20 protein-coding genes are annotated in these 16,350 nt (G+C 73.4%); 9 read left to right on the top strand and 11 right to left on the bottom strand.

Features of this window, described 5'->3' with window-relative positions; all coding sequences use genetic code 11:
- Positions 1-91: 91 nt before the first annotated feature.
- On the bottom strand, positions 92-259 hold the full coding sequence (locus EAO71_RS30865; protein WP_006346801.1) for a DUF3117 domain-containing protein: 168 nt from the start codon (positions 257-259) through the stop codon (positions 92-94).
- 290 nt (positions 260-549) lie between these two features.
- Between EAO71_RS30865 and chcB the strand changes: the two genes are divergently transcribed.
- Entirely contained in the window at positions 550-1,353 is an 804-nt protein-coding gene (gene chcB, locus EAO71_RS30860; protein WP_147981078.1) for a 2-cyclohexenylcarbonyl CoA isomerase, read from the top strand.
- A gap of 71 nt (positions 1,354-1,424) precedes the next feature.
- Here the strand turns inward: chcB and EAO71_RS30855 are convergent, their stop codons facing one another.
- Both EAO71_RS30855 and EAO71_RS30850 read right to left on the bottom strand, forming a co-directional pair.
- Positions 1,425-2,006: a DNA-3-methyladenine glycosylase I gene (locus EAO71_RS30855; protein WP_147981077.1), complete on the bottom strand. Its 582-nt coding sequence runs from the start codon at positions 2,004-2,006 to the stop codon at positions 1,425-1,427.
- Positions 2,003-2,365 carry a DivIVA domain-containing protein gene (locus tag EAO71_RS30850; protein ID WP_147981076.1) on the bottom strand — a complete coding sequence of 121 codons (363 nt, stop codon included), beginning with the start codon at positions 2,363-2,365 and terminating at the stop codon, positions 2,003-2,005. The genes EAO71_RS30855 and EAO71_RS30850 overlap by 4 nt, the downstream gene beginning before the upstream one ends.
- A gap of 103 nt (positions 2,366-2,468) precedes the next feature.
- Between EAO71_RS30850 and folP the strand changes: the two genes are divergently transcribed.
- The gene (gene folP, locus EAO71_RS30845) at positions 2,469-3,329 is read left to right on the top strand and encodes a dihydropteroate synthase (protein WP_147981075.1); all 861 of its coding nucleotides are present in this window, start codon (positions 2,469-2,471) and stop codon (positions 3,327-3,329) included.
- A gap of 137 nt (positions 3,330-3,466) precedes the next feature.
- Here folP and EAO71_RS30840 read toward each other — a convergent pair whose 3' ends face one another.
- Together EAO71_RS30840 and dapE are read right to left on the bottom strand one after the other, a co-directional pair.
- Positions 3,467-4,216 (bottom strand): LOG family protein, encoded by a 750-nt coding sequence (locus tag EAO71_RS30840; RefSeq protein WP_147981074.1) that lies wholly within the window; start codon positions 4,214-4,216, stop codon positions 3,467-3,469.
- A 90-nt stretch (positions 4,217-4,306) separates the two neighbouring features.
- Entirely contained in the window at positions 4,307-5,398 is a 1,092-nt protein-coding gene (dapE, locus tag EAO71_RS30835) for a succinyl-diaminopimelate desuccinylase (protein ID WP_147981073.1), read from the bottom strand.
- A gap of 29 nt (positions 5,399-5,427) precedes the next feature.
- Here dapE and EAO71_RS30830 point away from each other — a divergent pair, with 29 nt between their 5' ends.
- Together EAO71_RS30830 and EAO71_RS30825 are read left to right on the top strand one after the other, a co-directional pair.
- On the top strand, positions 5,428-6,390 hold the full coding sequence (locus tag EAO71_RS30830) for a hypothetical protein (RefSeq protein ID WP_147981072.1): 963 nt from the start codon (positions 5,428-5,430) through the stop codon (positions 6,388-6,390).
- A gap of 599 nt (positions 6,391-6,989) precedes the next feature.
- Positions 6,990-7,394: an ATP-binding protein gene (locus EAO71_RS30825; protein WP_147981071.1), complete on the top strand. Its 405-nt coding sequence runs from the start codon at positions 6,990-6,992 to the stop codon at positions 7,392-7,394.
- Between the two features lie 67 nt (positions 7,395-7,461).
- Here EAO71_RS30825 and EAO71_RS30820 read toward each other — a convergent pair whose 3' ends face one another.
- Together EAO71_RS30820 and fdxA are read right to left on the bottom strand one after the other, a co-directional pair.
- Complete coding sequence (locus tag EAO71_RS30820; RefSeq protein WP_147981070.1) at positions 7,462-8,556, bottom strand: bifunctional succinyldiaminopimelate transaminase/glutamate-prephenate aminotransferase; 1,095 nt, start codon at positions 8,554-8,556, stop codon at positions 7,462-7,464.
- 124 nt (positions 8,557-8,680) lie between these two features.
- Positions 8,681-9,001 (bottom strand): ferredoxin, encoded by a 321-nt coding sequence (gene fdxA, locus EAO71_RS30815; protein WP_003985062.1) that lies wholly within the window; start codon positions 8,999-9,001, stop codon positions 8,681-8,683.
- Between the two features lie 112 nt (positions 9,002-9,113).
- Here fdxA and EAO71_RS30810 point away from each other — a divergent pair, with 112 nt between their 5' ends.
- Complete coding sequence (locus EAO71_RS30810; RefSeq protein WP_147981069.1) at positions 9,114-10,121, top strand: GNAT family N-acetyltransferase; 1,008 nt, start codon at positions 9,114-9,116, stop codon at positions 10,119-10,121.
- Positions 10,118-10,936 (top strand): transglutaminase-like domain-containing protein, encoded by an 819-nt coding sequence (locus tag EAO71_RS30805; RefSeq protein ID WP_261992424.1) that lies wholly within the window; start codon positions 10,118-10,120, stop codon positions 10,934-10,936. Before EAO71_RS30810 ends, EAO71_RS30805 begins: the two co-directional genes overlap by 4 nt.
- A 77-nt stretch (positions 10,937-11,013) precedes the next feature.
- Here the strand turns inward: EAO71_RS30805 and EAO71_RS39325 are convergent, their stop codons facing one another.
- Complete coding sequence (locus EAO71_RS39325; protein ID WP_261992423.1) at positions 11,014-11,940, bottom strand: hypothetical protein; 927 nt, start codon at positions 11,938-11,940, stop codon at positions 11,014-11,016.
- A gap of 59 nt (positions 11,941-11,999) precedes the next feature.
- Positions 12,000-12,929 carry a phosphotransferase gene (locus EAO71_RS30790; protein ID WP_187282888.1) on the bottom strand — a complete coding sequence of 310 codons (930 nt, stop codon included), beginning with the start codon at positions 12,927-12,929 and terminating at the stop codon, positions 12,000-12,002.
- A 237-nt stretch (positions 12,930-13,166) separates the two neighbouring features.
- Between EAO71_RS30790 and EAO71_RS30785 the strand changes: the two genes are divergently transcribed.
- Positions 13,167-13,727: a TetR/AcrR family transcriptional regulator gene (locus tag EAO71_RS30785; RefSeq protein ID WP_147981067.1), complete on the top strand. Its 561-nt coding sequence runs from the start codon at positions 13,167-13,169 to the stop codon at positions 13,725-13,727.
- Positions 13,728-13,780: 53 nt separating this feature from the next.
- Here the strand turns inward: EAO71_RS30785 and EAO71_RS30780 are convergent, their stop codons facing one another.
- Entirely contained in the window at positions 13,781-14,005 is a 225-nt protein-coding gene (locus EAO71_RS30780) for a DUF397 domain-containing protein (RefSeq protein ID WP_147981066.1), read from the bottom strand.
- On the bottom strand, positions 13,977-14,816 hold the full coding sequence (locus tag EAO71_RS30775) for a helix-turn-helix domain-containing protein (RefSeq protein WP_147981345.1): 840 nt from the start codon (positions 14,814-14,816) through the stop codon (positions 13,977-13,979). Before EAO71_RS30775 ends, EAO71_RS30780 begins: the two co-directional genes overlap by 29 nt.
- A 114-nt stretch (positions 14,817-14,930) precedes the next feature.
- Here EAO71_RS30775 and EAO71_RS30770 point away from each other — a divergent pair, with 114 nt between their 5' ends.
- Complete coding sequence (locus EAO71_RS30770) at positions 14,931-15,155, top strand: hypothetical protein (RefSeq protein WP_147981065.1); 225 nt, start codon at positions 14,931-14,933, stop codon at positions 15,153-15,155.
- A gap of 233 nt (positions 15,156-15,388) precedes the next feature.
- The coding region (locus EAO71_RS30765) for a hypothetical protein (protein ID WP_147981344.1) at positions 15,389-16,350 on the top strand (962 nt) is incomplete at its 3' end.

The raw sequence follows: 16,350 nt of genomic DNA, 5'->3' as shown, positions 1-16,350 counted from the left end.
CGCCGTATGCCGCGCCGGGCCCCGGGAACACCTCTGCCCCGGCACGGTGCKCACCGTGCCGGGGCAGATGCGGAAAACCGGGTTTGTCGCGTCAGCCGACTACCTGCTTCAGGGCGTCGCCGAGGGCTTCGGCCTCGTCCGGCGTCAGCTCGACGACAAGCCGACCGCCGCCTTCGAGCGGAACGCGCATGACGATGCCCCGCCCCTCCTTGGTCACCTCGAGCGGGCCGTCGCCCGTCCGCGGCTTCATGGCCGCCATGCTCGTTCCCCTTCCTGAAACCAGCTCATCGTCAGCCGACGGCCCCTGAAGAGGGACACACGTCACCGGCATCGAACACATTGCTTCCAGGTCATTATCCCGCATCACAGGACCCGATGACCAACATCGGACTGCATCGCTTCCGCAACGCGCTTTCGCAAAACCGTCCATTTCGGCGATCCGCCTGCGATACTTCGCCGCCGCTCTTTGATGCAGGTCACATGTGCGCGAGGGGTGATGTCCGCCATGCTGAGCGGGTCAACGACGCAAAGACGCGAAGGGAAGCCGTGATGGCCGACACCGTGCTGTACGAAGTGAGCGACGGACTCGCCACGATCACGCTCAACCGGCCCGGGGCCATGAACGCGATGAACGTCGAGGCGAAGGTCGCGCTGCGGGACGCGGTGGAGGCTGCGGCGGCGGACCCGGCCGTACGGGCGGTGCTGCTGACGGCGGCGGGCGACCGGGCCTTCTGCGTGGGCCAGGACCTCAAGGAGCACGTGGGGCTCCTGATCTCGGACAAGGAGTCCGGGACGCAGCACACCATGAACACCGTCCGGGACCACTACAACCCCATCGTCCGGGCGCTGACGGGCATGGCGAAGCCGGTCGTGGCGGGCGTCAACGGCGTGGCGGCGGGTGCGGGCTTCGGCTTCGCCCTGGCGGCGGACTACCGGGTGGTGGCCGACACGGCCTCCTTCAACACCTCGTTCGCGGGGGTCGCCCTGACCGCCGACTCGGGCATGTCCTGGACGCTGCCGCGCCTCATCGGCGCGAGCCGGGCCTCGGACCTGCTGCTCTTCCCCCGTTCGATCACCGCGCAGGAGGCGTACGAGCTGGGCATCGTGAACCGGCTCGTGCCGGCCGCCGACCTGGCCCAGGAGGCCGCGAAGGTGGCACGCGCCCTGGCGGAGGGCCCCACGGTGGCGTACGCGGCGCTGAAGGAGTCCCTGGCCTACGGGGCGGACCACTCGCTGGCCGAGGCGCTGGAGAAGGAGGACGAGGCCCAGACCCGGGCCGGGGCCTCGGAGGACCACACGATCGCGGTCCAGGCCTTCCTCTCGAAGGAGAAGCCGAAGTACGTGGGGCGCTGACCCCCTGCGGAACCACGACGAAGCCCCGTCCCGGAGATCCGGGACGGGGCTTCCCCGTGCGTCGGGTGCGGTCAGGCGCCGCGGGACACGCAGTCCCGGAGGTGGTCGTCGACCAGCCCGCACGCCTGCATCAGCGCATAGGCCGTCGTCGGGCCGATGAAGCGCAGCCCCCGCTTCTTCAGGGCCTTGGAGAGCGCCGTGGACTCGTCGGTGACCGCCGGCACGTCCGCCGTGGTCACCGGCGCCGGACGCGTCGCCGCGTCGGGGGCGAAGGACCAGATCAGCGTGTCCAGTTCACCCGGCTCCCACTCCGCGAGCACCTTGGCGTTGGCCATCGTGGCGTCGACCTTGGCGCGGTTGCGGATGATCCCCTCGTCCGCGAGCAACCGCTCGCGGTCGGCCTCGGTGAACCGGGCCACCCGGGCGATCTCGAAGTCCGCGAACGCCTTCCGGAAGCCCTCGCGGCGGCGCAGGATCGTGATCCAGGACAGCCCCGACTGGAACGCCTCCAGGCACAACCGCTCGAACAGGGCGTCGTCCCCGTGGACCGGGCGCCCCCACTCCTCGTCGTGGTAGGCGACGTAGTCCTCGGTCGACAGGCCCCACGGGCAGCGCAGCCCGCCGTCGGGTCCCGGCACGGCCGCGCCCGTCATCGGCCCTCGTCCTTGCGCAGCGAGGGTCCGCTCCCGGTGGGTCCGGTGTCCCCGGCCCGCCGGCCCGCCGCGCCGGCGAGCTCCGCCCGGAGCTCCGCGATCTGCTCGTCGCGCTCGGCGAGTTCGGCACCCAGCCGGCCGAGGACGTCGTCCACGTCGGCCATCCGGTAGCCCCGGACCGCGACGGGCAGCCGGAGCGCCTCGACGTCCGCCTGCTCGACCCGGCGCGTCGCCGGCAGGGGGTCGATCAGCTGCTCGGGCGCCGCCTCGGGCAGCACCTCGCCGTCACCACCGCCGACCACCGCCAGCGTGACCGCGGCCACGACCACCACCATCGCGATCAGCAAGAACCAGAACACCAGCGCGCCTCTTCCAGGAGTGGAAAACGTCCCGTGCCGATCGTGCCACGTGCCACCGACGGCTAGGGTCGCAGGCGAACGGACGCGAGGGAGGACAAAAGGGATGCTGCGCTTGGGACGGCGTGAATTCGGGCCGCACGAGCCGGTGATCATGGCGATCGTGAACCGGACCCCGGACTCCTTCTACGACCAGGGCGCCACCTTCCGCGACGAGCCCGCGCTCGCCCGCGTCGAGCAGGCGGTCGCCGAGGGCGCCGCGATCGTGGACATCGGCGGGGTCAAGGCCGGCCCCGGCGAGGAGGTGACCGCCGAGGAGGAGGCGCGCCGCACGGTCGGATTCGTCGCGGAGGTACGGCGCCGGCATCCGGACGTCGTCATCAGCGTGGACACCTGGCGCGCCGACGTCGGAGAGGCGGTCTGCGAGGCCGGCGCGGACGTCCTGAACGACGCGTGGGGCGGCGTGGACCCCGGCCTCGCGGAGGTCGCCGCCCGCTACGGCGCCGGGCTCGTGTGCACCCACGCGGGCGGCGCGGAGCCCCGGACCCGGCCGCACCGGGTCGTGTACGAGGACGTGATGGCCGACATCCTGGAGGTGACGGTGGGGCTGGCCGAGCGGGCGGTCTCGCTGGGCGTACGCCGGGACGGGATCATGATCGACCCCGGTCACGACTTCGGGAAGAACACCCGGCACAGCCTGGAGGCGACCCGACGGCTCGGCGAGATGACCGACACGGGGTGGCCGGTGCTGGTGTCCCTGTCCAACAAGGACTTCGTCGGGGAGACCCTCGACCGGCCGGTGAAGGAGCGGGTGCTGGGCACGCTCGCGACGACCGCGGTCTCGGCCTGGCTCGGGGCGCAGGTGTACCGCGTCCACGAGGTGGCGGAGACCCGGCAGGTCCTCGACATGGTGGCCTCCATCGCCGGCCACCGGCCGCCCGCGGTGGCGCGCCGCGGCCTGGCATAGCGGGCGTCCTGCCGGGAACGCCGCGGGGCGCCGGACGGAAGCCGTCCGACGCCCCGCGCAAGCCGGGGGCGGGTGGCGAAGGCGGCGCCGTCCGCCCGGGCAGGACGCCCGCTAGGTCCTGTCCGCCCGGGCAGGACCTAGCGATTGACCTCCTTGGTCACCAGCGCCACGGCCTCGTCCACGTCGTCCGTCACGTGGAACAGCAGCAGGTCCCGCTCCGAGGCCTTGCCGCCCGCGACCACCGAGTCGCGGAGCCAGTCGACCAGGCCCCGCCAGTACTCCGTGCCGAAGAGCACGATCGGGAAGCGGGTCACCTTGCGCGTCTGGACGAGGGTCAGTGCCTCGAACAGCTCGTCCAGGGTGCCGAGGCCCCCCGGCAGGACGACGAAGCCCTGCGCGTACTTCACGAACATCGTCTTGCGGACGAAGAAGTAGCGGAAGTTCACGCCGATGTCGACGTGCGGGTTGAGCCCCTGCTCGAAGGGGAGCTCGATCCCGAGGCCCACCGAGATGCCCTTCGCCTCCCGGGCACCCTTGTTGGCCGCCTCCATCGCGCCCGGGCCGCCGCCCGTGATGACCGCGAAGCCCGCCTCGACCAGGGCGCGGCCGAGCCGCACGCCGGCCTCGTACTCGGGCGAGTCGGGCTTGGTGCGGGCCGAGCCGAAGACGCTGATCGCGCTCGGCAGTTCGGCGAGGGCGCCGAAGCCCTCGACGAACTCGGACTGGATGCGCATGACCCGCCAGGGGTCGGTGTGCACCCACTCCGAGTCGCCCTCGGTGTCCAGCAGACGCTGATCCGTGGTGCCCGCCTGAACCTGGTCCCGCCGCCTGAGCACCGGCCCCAGCCGCTGCTCCTCCGGCTTGGCCGCTCCCTCGGGGATACCCATGGCCTGCTCCCTCCACCGACGATCCATCGATCCGACGATCGATCTTCCAGTCCGGTCAGGGTAGGTCCAGAGACGTGACAAAAAGCGAAATTACGCCTGTCCGTCGGTGAGCCAGTCGCGGAGACGTGCCTCGCACTGGTGGATCCGGTCCACCACGACGTGCTCGTCGCGCTTGTGCGCGTACAGCGGGTCACCGGGGCCGTAGTTCACGGCGGGCACGCCCAGGGCGCTGAAGCGGGCCACGTCGGTCCAGCCGAACTTGGGCAGCGCGCTGCCGCCGACGGCCTTCATGAAGGCCGCTGCGGCCGGGTGGGAGAGGCCGGGCAGGGCGCCGGCGGAGTGGTCGTCGACCACGAACTCGGTGACCCCGCAGTCGGCGAACACCTCGCGGACGTGGGCCTCCGCGTCCTCCATGCTGCGGTCGGGGGCGTAGCGGAAGTTCACGACGACGGTGCAGGCGTCGGGGATGACGTTGTTGGCGACGCCGCCCTCGATCCGCACCGCGTTGAGGCCCTCGTGGTACTCCAGGCCGTCGATGACCGGCTTGCGCGGCTCGTAGGAGGCGAGCCGGGCGAGGATCGGTGCGGCGCCGTGGATGGCGTTGGAGCCCATCCAGGAGCGCGCGGAGTGGGCCCGCTCGCCCTCCGTGTGCAGCAGGACCCGCAGGGTGCCCTGGCAGCCGCCCTCGACMTCGGCGTTGGACCCTTCCAGCAGGATGGCGAAGTCGCCCTCCAGCCAGTCGGGGTGGGCCTCCGCGATCTTGCCGAGGCCGTTGAGGTGCGCCGCGACCTCCTCGTTGTCGTAGAAGACGAAGGTGAGGTCGCGGTTGGGCTCGGGGACGGTGGCGGCGATGCGCAGCTGGACCGCGACGCCGGACTTCATGTCGGAGGTGCCGCAGCCCCACAGCACGCCGTTCCCGTCGAGCCGCGAGGGCACGTTGTCGGCGATCGGCACGGTGTCGATGTGGCCGGCCAGGACGACCCGCTCGGCGTGGCCGAGGTGGGTGCGGGCGACGACGTTGTTCCCGTGGCGCTCGACCGTGAGGTGCGGCAGGGCACGCAGTGCCTGCTCGATCGCGTCGGCGAGGGGCTCCTCGCTCCCGCTGACGGAGGGGAAGTCGACGAGCGCGGCGGTGAGCGCGGGCCCGTCCATCGTGAGGTCCAGGGGAGCGTGGTCAGCCATGTGCCGACCCTAACCCGGCCTCCAGTACGGTGGGCCCCGTGTCCGAGTCCGCCTCCCTCCCCGGTCGAGACCGCAGCCGAAGCCGGCGCGGTCGCCCCGCCCGCTTCGCCGCGGCCTTCGCCGCGCTGCTCGGGCTGGCCGCGTACGTCGCCGTCCACCAGGTCACGGGCAGCATGGGCACGCCCCAGTGCACCGTGGGCAGCGGCGGCACCGTCTACGAGTTCACGCCGGAGCAGGCGTCGAACGCCGCCACCATCTCCGCCGTCGGCACCACCCGCGGCATGCCGGAGCGCGCGGTCACCATCGCGCTCGCGACGGCGCTCCAGGAGTCGGCGCTGCGCAACATCCGGCACGGCGACCGCGATTCGCTGGGACTGTTCCAGCAGCGTCCCTCGCAGGGCTGGGGCACGGCCGAGCAGATCCTGGACCCGGTCTACTCCTCGGGGAAGTTCTACGACGGGCTGGCCAAGGTCCCGGGCTACTCACGGCTGCCGCTGACCGTGGCGGCGCAGAAGGTGCAGCGCAGCGGGTTCCCGCAGGCGTACGCCAAGCACGAGCCGGACGCGGCGCTGCTGGCGGCCGCGCTGACCGGCCGTTCGCCCGCCACCCTGTCCTGCAGGACGGGCACGCCCGCCGGGACGCAGCAGGCGCGGGCGGGCGATCCGGCGAAGCTGCGGGCCGAGCTGCTGCGCGACTTCGGTCCCGGGATCGCCCCGAAGGCGGTCACGGGCGGCGCCGGCAGCGCCGGCGCGCACGCGGGCGGCGGCGACGCCGTGATCTCGGTGCCGGTCCGGGCGACCACCGGCACGGAGGCGCAGCGGGGCTGGGAGGTCGCGCACTGGGCGGTGGCGCGGGCCGACGCGCTGCGCATCGAGGAGGTCGCGTTCGCGGACCGGGTCTGGCGCGCGGGTGACGCGGCGGGCGCGTGGGCGAAGGCGCGGACCACGGCCGCCGGGGACGCCGGCACCGTCCGCATCCGGCTCGCCCGGTAGACCCGCCCCGCACGGTCTACCGGGCGAGCCGGATGCGGACGGTGCCGGCGTCCCCGGCGGCCGTGGTCCGCGCCTTCGCCCACGCGCCCGCCGCGTCACCCGCGCGCCGGACCCGCCGACCGCACGACCCGATCCCGCCCCCGGCACGCCGCCGAGGGGCGTGCGTCGTGGACCCGGTGTGCGCCGCCGCGGAACCCGTCCGCCATGGATCCGTCGCGTGCGACGGCCTGATCCACGGCGGTCCGCGCTTTCCGGCGGCCCTCGCGATACGCCACACGATGCGCACACCGACCGCGCATGCGTACGGGAATTCACTCGGCCGAGGCACCCGCCGGTATTCCGCGCGGGGAATTCGACGACGGTTCGCACGCCCCGCCGACGGTCCTGTCATGTCACGTCAATTCCGTTGCCCCGCAAGGGAAGTGACGGTTCGCCAGGTGACACCGCAATGGCTCGTTCGCCCGAATTCCTCCCCACCCGACAATACGACGCATGACCAACTCTTTACCTTCGGTCGCCGCAACCTCTCCCTCCCCCCGGCCGGTTGTCACTGCGTCCGAACGCCGGACACGCAAATGTCCTCTCGTCGAAGGAGCACCATGTCCCTCCCCCTGACCCGTCGGATCGCCCGCGCCGCTCTGCTCATCGCGGCCGGAGCAGCCCCCGTGGTCGGTGCGGCCGGCTCCGCGAGCGCCATGGACCACAACCTCGCGCCGACCGGCGCCCTGCCCATCTCCACCCTCGACGGCGCCGGCCTCGGCGGCACCGTCGACAGCGCCTCGCAGACCGCGACCGGCGTCGCCGGCAGCACCGGCAGCAAGGCCGTCGGCAAGGCGGTCCCGGCCGCGGGCAAGACCGTCGACACCGCCGGCAACGCGAGCGAGGTGCTCGGCAAGACCGCGGGCGCCGCCACCGAGAGCGCCGAGGGCCCGGCCGCGGGCGCGCTCGGCGGGCTGCCCACCCAGGGCCTGCCGCTGGGCGGCGGGCTGCCGATCGGCGGCTGACCGGACCAGGAACGCGGGAGGGCCCGGGAGCATCCGCTCCCGGGCCCTCCCGCGTGTCGGCCGGCCGTCAGCCGAGGCGCTTGACCGCCGCCTCGACCCGCTCGTCGGTGGCGGTGAAGGCCACGCGCACGAAGCGCTCCCCCGCCGTCCCGTAGAACTCGCCGGGCGCGACCAGGATGCCCAGCTGCGCCAGATACGCCACCGTGTCCCAGCACGGCTCGTCCCGGGTCGCCCACAGGTAGAGGCTGGCCTCGCTGTGCTCGATCCGGAAGCCGTGCGCCTCCAGGGCCGTCCGCAGGGCCGCCCGCCGCGCCGCGTAGCGCTCGCGCTGCTCGGTCACGTGCGCGTCGTCGCCGAGCGCGGCGACCGTCGCGGCCTGCACCGGGGACGACGTCATCATGCCGCCGTGCTTGCGGATGAGCAGCAGCTCCGCGAGGACCGCCTCGTCGCCCGCGACGAAGGCGGCGCGGTAGCCGGCCAGGTTGGAGCGCTTGGAGAGCGAGTGGACGGCGACGATGCCCTCGTACGAGCCGCCGCAGACGTCCGGGTGGAGCACGGAGACCGGCTCGGCCTCCCAGCCCAGTTCCAGGTAGCACTCGTCGGAGAAGAGCAGCACGCCGTGCTCGCGCGCCCAGGCCACGATCCGGGTCAGCTCGTCCTTGCCCAGGACCCGGCCCGTGGGGTTGGACGGGGAGTTGAGCCACAGCAGCTTGAGACCGGCCGGGTCGAGTTCGGTCGGGTCGTCGTACACGACCGGCTCGGCCCCGCAGAGCCGTGCGCCGACCTCGTACGTCGGGTAGGCCAGCCGCGGGTAGGCCACACGGTCCCCGGCGCCGAGGCCGAGCTGGGTCGGCAGCCAGGCCACGAGCTCCTTGGAGCCGACGACCGGCAGGACGTTGCGGTGGGTGAAGCCGACCGCGCCCAGGCGCCGCTCGCACCAGCCCGTGAGCGCGTCGCGCAGCTCGGTGGTGCCCCACACCGTGGGATAGCCCGGCGAGTCGGCCGCCGCGACCAGCGCCTGCCGGATCAGCTCCGGGACCGGGTCGACCGGGGTGCCGACGGACAGGTCCACGATGCCGTCCGGGTGGGCGGCCGCCGTCTTCTTGTACGGCTCCAGCCGGTCCCAGGGGAAGACGGGCAGGCGCGAAGAGACTGCGCTCACGGGTTGGCTCACTTCCTCGTGCGTACGGGGTGACGCGTGGGGCGGGCGTGTCGCGGAGACCCGCCGGGCAAACGCGTCGGTCCCGTACAGCGGGCGAGGCCGTACGGGACCGAGGGCGGTTCGATCAGCCGTTCTGGGGCGGCAGAGCGGCGATGAAGGGGTGGTCACGCTCGATCAGGCCGAGCTTGGAGGCACCACCGGGCGAACCGAGCTCGTCGAAGAACTCGACGTTCGCCTTGTAGTAGTCCTTCCACTCCTCCGGGGTGTCGTCCTCGTAGAAGATGGCCTCGACCGGGCAGACCGGCTCACAAGCACCACAGTCGACGCATTCGTCCGGGTGGATGTACAAGGACCGGGAGCCCTCGTAGATGCAGTCGACGGGGCACTCCTCGATGCATGCCTTGTCCTTGACGTCGACACAAGGCTGCGCGATGACGTAGGTCACGCTGTCGTTCCTCCTCGATAGGGCTGGTCTGCGCGGGAGCGCGGCGTCGTCGATGCCCGCCCCTAGTATCTCCGTTCTTGGGGACGATCCGAACAGGAGGGGCGGAGAAGCTGTGGAATTCACCGCGGGAGGGCGCCTTGAGGTGCGCATCACCCACGCTGACGTGGGAAAACGTGTCTCAGTTCGGTACGTGACGGACTCGGGCGCACCCGGCGCGAAGTTCACCGACGCGGTCGGCGTTCTCACATCGTGGGACAGCGGTGTGCTGCTGATCACACGCCGGACCGGTGAGGGCGTCCGGATCGCGGAATCCGCCCTGGTCGCGGGCAAGGTCGTCCCCGCCGCCCCGGCCCGSCGGCGCGGCCCCGCCGCCTCCTTCGAGGAGCTGGCCCGGGTGACCGCGCGCGCCTGGGAGCCGGTGGAGAGCGAACCGCTCGGCGCGTGGACGCTGCGGGCGTCGGCCGGCTTCACCCGGCGTGCCAACTCGGTCCTGCCGCTCGGCGATCCCGGCCTCCCGCTCGACGAGGCCCTCACCCGGGTGCGGTCCTGGTACGCGGCCCGCGACCTGCCGGCCTACGTGCAGACGGCGACCGGCGCCGAGGGCACGCAGGAGCTGCTCTGCGCGGAGCTGGAGCGGCGCGGCTGGCGCCGGGAGGTCTCGGCGGAGGTGCGGACCGGGGGTCTCGCGGCGGTCGGCGACCTGGACGCGGACGTCTCCGGGGTCCGCCTGTCCGGCTCGGTGGACGAGCGGTGGCTCCGGCGCTACCAGCGCTCGGCCGAGCCCGGCCCGCACGTGCTGAAGGTGCTGGGGAGCGGCCCTCGGGTGTGGTTCGCCTCGATAGCGGGCACGGGAGACATACCGGCGGCGATCGGGCGCTGTGTGGTCGACGGCCGCTGGGCCGGCTTCATGGCGGTGGAGGTCGACCCCGCTCACCGGCGCCGGGGCCTGGCGAAGGCGGTCATGACGGCACTCGCGCGACGGGCGCTCGACGAGGGCGCGTCGGCGGCCTGGCTCCAGGTGGAGACGGACAACGACGGCGCCAGGGCGCTGTACGAGGCGATGGGCTTCGCGGTCCACCACCACTACCACCACTACCGGCACGGATCGGCGGAGGCGTGACCGACTGGCGGCAGGAGTTCGCGGAGGAGGCCCGGGCACGGCGTCCGGACCTCGCCCGGCTCTGCCTGCTCGTCGGCGCGGTCGCGGACCCGGCGGTGACGCGGCACGACCTGGACGCGGCGGAGATCGAACTGGACCGGCTGGCCGGACTCCTGCCGTACGGCGTCCGGGGCGCCGACGCCTGGCGTACGGCACTCGGTGAGCTGCTCGGCCGCCGGGAGGGCTTCCAGGGCGTCCCGGCGGACTACCAGCGGCTGGAGTCCTCGCTGCTGCACGAGGTCCTGCGGCGGCGCCGGGGCCTGCCGATCCTGCTGTCGGTGGTCTGGCTGGAGGTCGCCCGCCGGGCCGGGGCGCCGGTCTACGGCCTCGGTCTGCCCGGTCACTTCGTGATCGGCTTCGGCGACCCCGCGGAGCAGGTCTTCGCCGACCCGTTCGCCGGCGGCCGGGCGATGACGAGCGCGGACGCCGAGCTGGTGGTGGCGGGTGCGACGGGCGAACACCTCGACCCCACGATGTTGCGGCCCACGAACCCGCTGGAGATCGTCCTGCGCGTCCTGAACAACATCCGGGCGTGGGCGGCACCCCGGCCGGAGCGCTCGGCGACGGCGCTGTGGGCGGTGGAACTGTCCCTGCTCCTTCCCTCCCACCCGGCCCGCCTGCGCTACGAGCGCGCCGAGCTGCTGGTGCAGCGCGGCGAGTTCCTGACGGGCGCGGCGGAGATGGAGGCGTACGCCTCGGTGGTGGCCGCGGTGGAGCCGAGCGCGGCGGCCACGATCCGCCACCGCGCGGCAGCGGCGCGGGCACTCCTGAACTGACCCGGGCGCACCCGGACCGCCCGGGCGCTCCGGCCCGACGGCCTCCGCGCCCCGAACTCACGGCGGCCCGGGCGCGCTCAGCCCTCGCCGGCGGCCCCGCCGTCCTCGGCCTCGTCCTCGTCGGGCCGCCAGGGCGGGATCGTCCAGCGCAGGACCGTGCCGCCGGCACCGGGTTCGAGCGTCGCCGGGTACACCTGCCCGTACGCCCGTTCTCCCCGGTGCCGCATGGAGTGGTCGCCCGGGTCCCAGCCGATGCCCAGCACGGCGAGGCCGTCCAGTTCGATGAGCCCCTGCAGGAGGGGGTGCGGCCAGGCGGCGCGCTGGAGCAGATGGAAGTGGTTGTGCGGTTCGACCGACCACACGAGGCCCCGGCCGGGCCCGTCCGCCAGCCAGGTCGCGAGGCGGGCCTCGCGCTCCCGCGCCTCGGCCAGGGGCAGGTCGAGCCAGCCGCGCGGGCCGTGGCCCCAGGCGGTCTGCGGGATCCGCTCACCGCCCAGTACGGCATGCGCCTCGTCCTCGTACCGGCCCCAGTAGGTGAGGTCGGCCAGCCCGTCGACGGACTCGCCGCCGAGGCCGACGAACGAGTCCAGGACCACGGCGTCCGCGACGACCATGCCGCACCGGTCGACGGGGAGGTCTCCGAGAGCCACCGGCGCGGGGGCGCGCTCCCCGGGCCAGGGCAGGCCCAGCTCCACCTCGAGGACGGAGATCGTGGGCTCGCCGTCGAAGGGCGACGGGGAGGTCAGGGCCCGGACGGGCAGCGGCCGGTCGGACGCCGCGGGCACGACGATCGCCTCGCCCTGCTCCGGGCCGGTTCCATCCTCGTACGGACCCGTGAGATGACCGCCGGTCGGGGCCAGTTCACCGGCGCGCTCGGCGAGGKGMCGGCCCACCCGGGACCACCCGTCGATCCAGCCGGCCATGCCCAGCACCAGCAGGCCCGAGGGGGCCGTCACCTCGCCGAGCGTGGTGAAGCTCCCGGCGGCCACGGTGTCTTCGCTCATGTGCCGCATTGAACCCCACGCCTCCGACAGTCCTCGCGGGAGCCTGGTCGAGCACGCGCTCAGAGAACCCCGAGGTCCCGTTCCACCGAGGCGACGAAGCCGACCATCTCCCGGTGATGACCGGCGAGGGCCGGGTCCGGACGGTGCACGGTGTAGCGGCGGTAGCGGTGGAAAGCGATGATCAGCGCCGCGTGGACGATCTCCAGCGGCAGCCGGGCGAGATCCTCCGCCGAGAGCGCCGCCGTCTCCTGGTAGCCGTCGAGCAGGGCACGCAGTCGCTCCGGGTCCAGGACGCCGTCCACCCGGGCCAGCCCGACGGCCGCCATCCCGAGGTCGAGCAGCGGATCGTCGAGGGACACGGTCTCCCAGTCCAGGAAGGCGAGCCGGTCGCCCTGGACGAGGACGTTGTCGTCGAAGAGATCGCCGTGCACGATCGCGGGCGTCCTCTCCCGGCCCGGCCCGCCCGCCCGCACCCGCGCCAGCAGGCCGGCCGTCCACGCGGCGAACTCCCGGTCCGCGAAGCCGGGGATCAGCGCCTCGTCCTCCGGCGTGAGCCGCCGCGTGCCCACCGGCAGGTCATCCAGCCCCGGCACCCCGGCCGGCAGGGTGTGCAGCCGCGCGAGGACGCGGCCGGCCTCGGGCAGCAGCGCGAGCGGCAGCGGACGGTGGACCTCGCCCTCGATCCACTCCTTGAGGAGCACGGGCCGCTCTCCGGGGAAGGCGACGAGGGATCCGTCGGCGGTCGGCACGACCGCGCACGTGGGCACGCCGAGCCGCCTCAGCGCCCGGGTACGGGCGGCGAGTCGGCCCGCGCTGACGGCGTCGTGGTCGTCCAGGACGGTGAGGACGTACTCGTCCGAGGCGGTGGAGAGCCGGAAGCTGGAGTTGGCCGCGCCACCGGCGAGCGGCACGAGCCGCAGCGGCTCGATGCCGTACGCACGGGCCACCGCGGGCACGTCGATCTGGTCCACTGCGGTGTACGTCGCCACGCTGCTCGTTCTCCTCGTATCCCGGCCGCCTCCAGGGCGCCGCTCGTGCCGGCGCCTGTGCGGCGCGCGGCGCCTCAGTGTGCGGGCCGGCGGCCGCGCCCGTCCAGGCGATTGCGGGCGGCCGGGAACCCTCCTGAACAGGAACGCTGTCTATACGATGCCGTACGGACAGCGGGCCGGCACCCGGCCCCGCGACGACCGCGGGGATGCCGGCGGAGCCGAGGGGAGACACGGATCATGGGCGCGACCCGCACGCCGCGCGGCAGGTGGATCGAGGAGGGGCTGCGGGCCCTCGCCGCGGGCGGTCCCGAAGCCGTCCGGATCGAACCGCTGGCGCAGTCCCTCGGGGTCACCAAGGGCGGCTTCTACGGCTACTTCGCGAACCGGGACGCCCTGCTCGGCGAGATGCTCGACACCTGGGAACGCGCCGTCACCGAGGCGGTGATCGAGCAGGTCGAGAGCGGCGGGGGCGACGGCCGGGCCAAGCTGGAGCGGCTGTTCACGATCGTCGCCACGTCCGTCGACGAGCCGATGCGCGGCACCACGATCGACCTCGCGATCCGCGACTGGGCCCGGCGCGACGAGGCGGTCGCGGAGCGGCTGCGGCGCGCCGACAACCGGCGCATGGAGTACCTGCGGACCCAGTTCCGCACGTTCTGCCCGGACGAGGCCGACGTCGAGGTGCGCTGCATGCTCACGTTCTCGGTACGCCTCGGCAGCCGCCTCATCGCCGCCGAGCACGGCGACCTCAGCCGCGCGGACGTGATGGCGCTGACCCGCGAGTGGCTGCTGCGCTGACGCCGGCACAGGCCACGGGGGGCGTGCGCCCACCGGGAGGGCGGGACAGGCCTTCAGCGGAGCGCGCCGGCCCTGACCGCGTCGACGAAGGGCGCCCAGGCGGCGGCGGCGAAGACGACGGCGGGACCGGTCGGCTCCTTGGAGTCGCGGACCGGGACGCCGACGCGGTGACCGTCGGCGACCTCCAGGCAGTCGCCGCTCTCGCCGCCGCTGTGGGAGGACTTCCGCCAGCCCGGCAGGACCGAGGCGTCAGGGATGCTGTGCGTGGCGTGCTGCATGCGCGTGTTCCTCCGCGACGGACCTGATCAGAGCCAGCGACTCGCGATGGGAGAGCGCGTCGCCCAGAGCATGATCGTAGGCCACCTGGCATTCCCCGACCACGGACGGATCCTCCCAGACACGGCCGGACTTGAGGCCCTCCACGTAGGCGATCGGCGGCTGGTCCGCGAACCACATCAGCGACACCACCCCCTCCATCAGGGCGTGGTACCCGACCGCGAACGGCAGGACGTGGACACGGATCCGGCGCCGCTCCCCCAGACCCACGATGTGACAGAGCTGCTCGCACATCACCGCCGGGCCGCCGACGTGCTGCCTCAGCACCGCCTCGTCCAGCAGGATCCACACCACCGGCGAGTGGAAGTCCTCCAGGATCCGGGCCCGCTCCAGCCGTGTGACAAGGAGCCTGTCACGTTCCTCGTCGCTCTTCGGCGAAGAGCCCGAGCTGAGCACTTCCTGCGCGTACGCCCTCGTCTGGAGGATGCCGGGCACGAGCTTCGGACCGTAGACCCGGATCACCGTCGCCTGACCCTCGAACTCCAGCGCCTCCGCGAAGTGCTCCGCCACCGCCTTCCCGTCCAGCGCCGGCAGGAACCGCTCGAAGAAGCCCCCGGTGGCCAGCGTCTGGTCCAGCCTGCGCGCGTCCGTGACGTCCGGGCGCCGCCTGCCCGCCTCCATGTGCGCCAGGTGAGTGCGCGAGATGATCGTCCGCTCGCTGAGCTGCTCCTGCGTCAGGCCGGCCGCCTCACGGCGGCGTTTCAGCTCCTCGCCGTACTTCCGCCGGGATTCGGGATTGTCCTCGATCGCCAGGACGGCCAACTCCCCCCATGTGCCGGTCGCGTTGTCACATTCGAGCCCCTACCGAGCGTAACGTGACCCACGCCACTGTGTGACCGGTTCCCCACACAGAGCGAAAGGCGCGCAATGGACACACCTCACGGCCCGGGCAGCTTCGTCGCCCACACCGGCACCGACGTCTACGGCCCCGGCAAGGTCATCGGTTCCGACGGCATCCACCGGCGGGTGCGCTTCGTGCACTTCGTCGCGACCATCCACGTCGGCGACCTGCGAGCCGCCTCACCTGGGGAGACCCGGGAGATCCAGGAGTGGCTGCGGGCGAAGAAGGAGCGGTACGGGGGCGACTGGTGACGGCGCCGCCGACCGGCTCGGGGGATCCGCGGACACGGACCGCGCCACGAGGTCCGCGCCGGGCCGCACGCCCCCCGCGTGCACCCTTCCCGCGCTCTCCGTGACAGGCGTCCGTCACATGAAGTGACCGTCCGGATACCGGAGTTGCTGTACGGTGAGCGCAAAGCGGCCCTCGAGCCGGTTGCCGCCGGCGCCGAGGGCCTTCACTTCGAGTGCTCTAGGAGGCACCCGGAATGCTTCGCCATGCTATCCCTCCGGCGGCGCGCTTCAGCCGGATCCCGAACGAGATCCTGCGCCATCCGCACCTCAACGGGGACGCCGTCCGCCTCCTGGCCTGGCAGCTCTCCCTGCCCGACGGCGTCGACGAGCCGCTCTCGCGGACGGCCGGACGGGCGGGCCTCGGAAAGCTCGCCTTCCTGCGCGCCAAGGGCCAGTTGAAGACCGCGGGATACCTCCACGAGTGGCGCGAGCAGGTCGAGCGGGGGCGCTGGTGCACCCGGCAGCTCGTCTCGAACGTGCCCCTCAGCCCGGCCGAGGCGGCGCTCGTCCGCTCCCCGGGAGGCGGGACGGTCCGACCGGGCGGAGCGACACCGACGGACCCCACGGCCGACACAACTCCGACGGACTCCGCGCCCGGCCGCCTGCTCCCCGCCGATCCACCCCCGACGAACACCACGCCCGCGCCTGCGGGGGCCGTTCCTCCGGGCGCCGTCCCTCCGACGGCCGGTTTCCCGGCCGCCGGTGGGCCGACGGGCCGGTCCGCCGGCCGTCATCCCGGAAAGACCTCCGAAGGAAACACCTCCCACCCTCCCGCGCCTCCCGAGGCGCGACGGGCCGTCGAGGACCTGACCTCCCTGGACCCCCGGCTGCGGACGGCGCCCCGCGCCATGCTCCCCGAACTGGCCGGGCTGGCCGCCCGCTGGCTGGAGGCGGGTCACTCGGCCGAGTCGCTGCGCGACGCCGTCGCCCGCTCGCTGCCCGCACGGGGCGAACCGGTGCACCGCCCCGGGGGCCTGCTGCGGTACATCCTCCGCGAGGTGCCACCACCATCCGCCCCGCCCACGCCTCAGCCGCCCAGCGTCGCGACCATGCGGGAGTGCACGGGGGCTCGGCACGTCCAGCCGATGCTGTTCCGCCCAGTGGCCGACGAGGAGCTGTGCGGCCCGTGCCGCACCGAACACCCCACAGCAGCACC

This window comes from Streptomyces sp. MS191, assembly GCF_008042125.1.
Classification (GTDB): domain Bacteria; phylum Actinomycetota; class Actinomycetes; order Streptomycetales; family Streptomycetaceae; genus Streptomyces.
Note: the sequence above shows the minus strand (reverse complement) of the source record. Positions and strands in the feature narration are given on the sequence as shown.